The organism is Nocardioides sp. (assembly GCF_031422975.1).
Classification (GTDB): Bacteria; Actinomycetota; Actinomycetes; order Propionibacteriales; family Nocardioidaceae; genus Nocardioides.
Genome location: NZ_JANPEO010000242.1, coordinates 1 through 4,412, shown reverse-complemented (window position 1 = coordinate 4,412; position 4,412 = coordinate 1). Strand labels below are relative to the sequence as shown.

The window sequence follows — 4,412 nt, the reverse complement described above, 5'->3', positions numbered from 1 at the left end:
CCCTTCGGTCCGAAGACCAAGCAGAACATGTCGACGGGCACCTAGATCGTGATGATCCGCGGGCCGAGGACCGACATCTCCTCGGGGGCGTCGATGGCCTCGGCCATGACGACGAGGATCGCCAGGCGCGCGCCCTTGGCCTGGGTCAGCGCCGAAGCGAGGACCTCGGCCGGGATGCCGTCGAGCTTGGTGTCGAGCTGCAGCGCGGTGATGAACTCCCGCGTGCCGGCGACCTTGAAGTCCATGTCGCCGAACGCGTCCTCGGCGCCGAGGATGTCGGTCAGCGCGACGTACTCGGTCTTGCCGTCGACCTCGTCGGAGATGAGGCCCATCGCGATGCCGGCGACGGAGGCCTTGAGGGGCACACCGGCCTGCAGCAGCGACAGGGTGGAGGCACAGACCGAGCCCATCGAGGTGGAGCCGTTGGAGCCCATGGCCTCGGAGAGCTGACGGATCGCGTAGGGGAACTCCTCACGCGTCGGCAGCACGGGCAGGATGGCGCGGCGCGCGAGCGCACCGTGGCCGACCTCGCGGCGCTTGGGCGAGCCCACGCGGCCGGTCTCGCCGGTGGAGAACGGCGGGAAGACGTACTTGTGCATGTAGCGGCGGTGCTTCTCCGGGGAGAGCGTGTCGAGCTGCTGCTCCAGCTTGAGCATGTTGAGGGTGGTGACGCCCAGGATCTGGGTCTCGCCACGCTCGAACAGCGCGGAGCCGTGGACGCGCGGGATCAGCCCGACCTCGGAGTGCAGCGGGCGGATGTCGGCCAGGCCGCGACCGTCCATACGGATCTTGTCGCGCAGCACGCGCTGGCGCATCAGGGCCTTGTTCAGCGAGCGGAACGCCGCGCCGATCTCCTTCTCGCGACCCTCGAACTTCGGGCCGACGGTCTCGAGGAGGCCAGCCTTGATGGCGTCGAGCTTCTCCTCGCGCTCCTGCTTGGCCGCGATGGTCAGTGCCTCGGCGGTGGGAGCAGACACGGCGCCCTCGACGGCGGCGTAGACGTCGTCCTCGTAGTCGAGGAAGATCGGGAACTCCTGGACCGGCTTGGCCGAGTCCTTGGCGAGCTCGGCCTGAGCCTCGATGAGCTGCTTGATGAAGGGCTTTGCGGCGTCGAGACCGCTGGCCACGACCTCCTCGGTGGGGGCCTTCTGGCCACCCTCGATGAGCTCGATGACCTTCTCGGTGGCCTCGGCCTCGACCATCATGATCGCGACGTCGCCGGTGTCGGTGACCCGACCGGCGACGACCATGTCGAAGACCGCGTTCTCGAGCTGCGAGTGGGTCGGGAACGCAACCCACTGGCCCTCGATGAGGGCGACGCGGACGCCACCGACGGGACCGGAGAACGGCAGGCCGGAGAGCTGGGTGGACAGCGACGCGGCGTTGATCGCCAGCACGTCGTAGGGCATGTCGGGGTCGAGCGCCATCACGGTGATGACGACCTGGACCTCGTTGCGCAGACCCTTCTTGAAGGTCGGGCGCAGCGGCCGGTCGATCAGGCGGCAGGTGAGGATCGCGTCCTCGCCCGGGCGACCCTCGGAGCGGAAGAAGGAACCGGGGATCTGGCCCACGGCGTACATCCGCTCCTCGACGTCGATCGTGAGCGGGAAGAAGTCGAAGTGGTCCTTCGGCGTCTTGCCGGCAGTTGTCGCCGAGAGCAGCATGGTGTCGTCGTCGATGTAGGCCGTGACTGCACCAGCGGCCTGACGGGCCAGCAGGCCGGTCTCGAACTTGATGGTGCGCTTGCCGAACTTGCCATTGTCGAGAACGGTCTCGACGGCGGAAATGACGGGTCCCTCGTTCAAAGGGGTTCCCTTTCTCTTCGCGGAGCGATCCGCGACGCCGCTCATGTGAGTGCCGGTCTTCGATCGAGGCCCGCAGGGTGGAGCCACTTGGGTGGGACCACCTGAAAGCCACTACCGAGGACCGAGCCGGGCGAGGCGGGTCGCTCCTGGATCTGGAGGTGTTCAGTTGTGTTGAACGACCCCGAGCCTATCGCCCGGTGGCCGAAATGCTGAGGAGCGGTTCCCCGACGGGTAACCGCTCCTCATGAGTTCATCGACGCAGGCCGAGGCGCTCGATGATCGAGCGGTAGCGCTCGATCTCGGTCTTCTGCAAGTAGTTGAGCAGACGACGGCGCTTGCCCACGAGGAGCAGCAGGCCACGACGGCTGTGGTGGTCCTTCTTGTGCACCTTGAGGTGCTCGGTGAGGTGGGCGATGCGGAAGCTCGCCAGTGCGATCTGCACCTCAGGAGAACCGGAGTCACCCTCGGTGAGACCGTATTCGGCGATGATCTTCTTCTTGGTCTCCGCGTCAGTTCCGATCGACATGCGGGGCTCCTCTCGGTCTCGTTGCGCGGCGCTCGGGACAGAATGTCCGGGGCTCTCTGGATCCGCGGCCGTTCATACGGCGATTCCCACCGGAGTGGGCAACCTGACAAGACTAACAACGACCGAGCCCGGGCCCCAAAACGCTGGGACCCGGGCCGGATGGACGTGCTGGTGACGCGTAGAGCTCAGATCGCCGGGGGCGGCGGGTCCGCTTCGGTGCTGCGCTGGGTGGTCGCCTGGCGACCCTGCGCGTCCGTCGTGGTCGCCGTCGTGGTCGTACGCCGACGCGCGTTCAGCTGGACGGCGGTGAGCACCAGCACGAGCACTCCCGCCAGGCAGAGGATGTAGCCGACCATCGTCAGATCCACGGCGCTGATCATGTCTTGCACCGCAAAGGCGAGGATCAGCCCCAGCGCGAGCAGGAAGACTCCAAGTCCGTAACCCATGTTTTGCCTCCTGATGAGAGATGAGGGGGCTGACGTTAGCGCGGCATCGCGCCCGCGGCGTCCATTGATGTGGTTCTCCGCGAACTTCTTGGCGCATCCGGTCCTGCCGTCCGCTCTGCGCGGGCACGACGTACGACGTGACGGGCTGGCGGCGCGCGGGCAACCTACTGTGGATCGCGCACCACTGTCTCCACCGCACACGTGTCGCAACGTCGCCATCGTGCGAGGATCCGATGGTGACCGTGGAGAAAAAGATCGGCGTCTGCAACCTGTGCGAGGCCATCTGTGGCCTGGTGCTCACCATCGAGGACGGCGCCGTCACCGGCGTGAAGGGAAACCCGGACGACCCGCTGTCCCGTGGGCACATCTGCCCTAAGGGCGTCGCGATCGCCGACATCCACGCGGACCCGGACCGGTTGCGGCGACCGGTGCGTCGCGACCGGACGACGGGCGAGTTCCACGAGATCGGCTGGCCGGAGGCGATCGAGCTCGTGTCGAGCGGCCTCGCCGCGACCATCAACGAGCACGGCCGCGACGGCGTCGGCATCTACCTCGGCAACCCCAACGTGCACAGCCTCGGTTCGATGACGCACGGCATCGGCCTGGTCAAGGCGCTGCGCTCGAAGAACACGTTCAGCGCCACTTCCGTCGACCAGCTCCCCCACCAGCTGCTCGCACACCTGATGTTCGGGCACCAGCTGCTGCTGCCGATCCCCGACATCGACCGCACCAACTACTTCCTGGTCTTCGGCGCCAACCCGATGGCCTCCAACGGCTCGCTGATGACCGTGCCCGACTTCCCCACCCGGCTTCGCGATCTCAAGAAGCGCGGCGGCCGCATGGTGGTCTTCGACCCACGGCGTACCGAGACCGCCAAGGTCGCCACCGAGCACCACTTCATCCGGCCCGGCACCGATGCGTGGGTGCTGCTCGCGATGCTGAACGTGCTCTTCGCCGACGGCCTCGCGGCCGCGCCGTCGTACGCCGATGGGCTGGCCGAGGTCGAGTCGGCGGTCGCGCACTTCACCCCGGCCCGGGCGGAGCAGATGAGCGGAGTCCCGGCGGCCGAGATCGAGCGCATCGCCCTGGAGCTCGCGACCACGGAGGGCGGCGTGGCCTACGGCCGGGTCGGCGTCTCGATGCACGAGTTCGGCTCGGTCTGCCAGTGGGCGGTCAACCTGCTCAACATCGTCACCGGCAACCTCGACTCGATCGGCGGCGCCATGTTCACCTCCCCCGCGATCGACGTCGTCGGCACCGGCCTGATCGGGCGTGGCCACCACAATGCCTGGCGGTCCCGCGTCCGCGGCCTGCCCGAGACAGCCGGTGAGCTGCCGGTGTCCGCGCTCCGCGAGGAGATCACGACACCCGGCAAGGGACAGATCAAGGCGATGCTCACGCTGTCGGGCAACCCGGTGCTGTCCACGCCCGACGGCGCCCGTCTCGACGAGGCCCTCGCCGGCCTGGACTTCATGGCGGCCGTCGACATCTACGTCAACGAGACGACCCGGCACGCCGACGTGATCCTGCCGCCGACGGGGGCGCTCGAGCGCGACCACTACGACCTGATCTTCCAGGCCTTCGGAGTGCGCAACACCGCACGGTTCACGCCCGCGGTGTTCGAGAAGGAGGCGG

4 protein-coding genes are annotated in these 4,412 nt (G+C 67.7%); 1 reads left to right on the top strand and 3 read right to left on the bottom strand.

The annotated features are described in order from the left end of the window. Positions 1–41: 41 nt before the first annotated feature. The 3 genes from RMO85_RS07275 to RMO85_RS07265 all read right to left on the bottom strand — a co-directional run bounded on the left by RMO85_RS07275 (position 42) and on the right by RMO85_RS07265 (position 2,777). Positions 42–1,850: a polyribonucleotide nucleotidyltransferase gene (locus RMO85_RS07275; RefSeq protein WP_397203341.1), complete on the bottom strand. Its 1,809-nt coding sequence runs from the start codon at positions 1,848–1,850 to the stop codon at positions 42–44. Between the two features lie 205 nt (positions 1,851–2,055). Then, complete coding sequence (gene rpsO, locus RMO85_RS07270) at positions 2,056–2,331, bottom strand: 30S ribosomal protein S15 (RefSeq protein ID WP_310528038.1); 276 nt, start codon at positions 2,329–2,331, stop codon at positions 2,056–2,058. A gap of 185 nt (positions 2,332–2,516) precedes the next feature. After that, positions 2,517–2,777 carry a DUF6458 family protein gene (locus RMO85_RS07265; protein WP_310528037.1) on the bottom strand — a complete coding sequence of 87 codons (261 nt, stop codon included), beginning with the start codon at positions 2,775–2,777 and terminating at the stop codon, positions 2,517–2,519. 236 nt (positions 2,778–3,013) lie between these two features. Here RMO85_RS07265 and RMO85_RS07260 point away from each other — a divergent pair. Continuing rightward, positions 3,014–4,412, top strand: a 1,399-nt coding sequence (locus tag RMO85_RS07260) for a molybdopterin-dependent oxidoreductase (RefSeq protein ID WP_310528036.1), incomplete at its 3' end; no start/stop codon positions are given.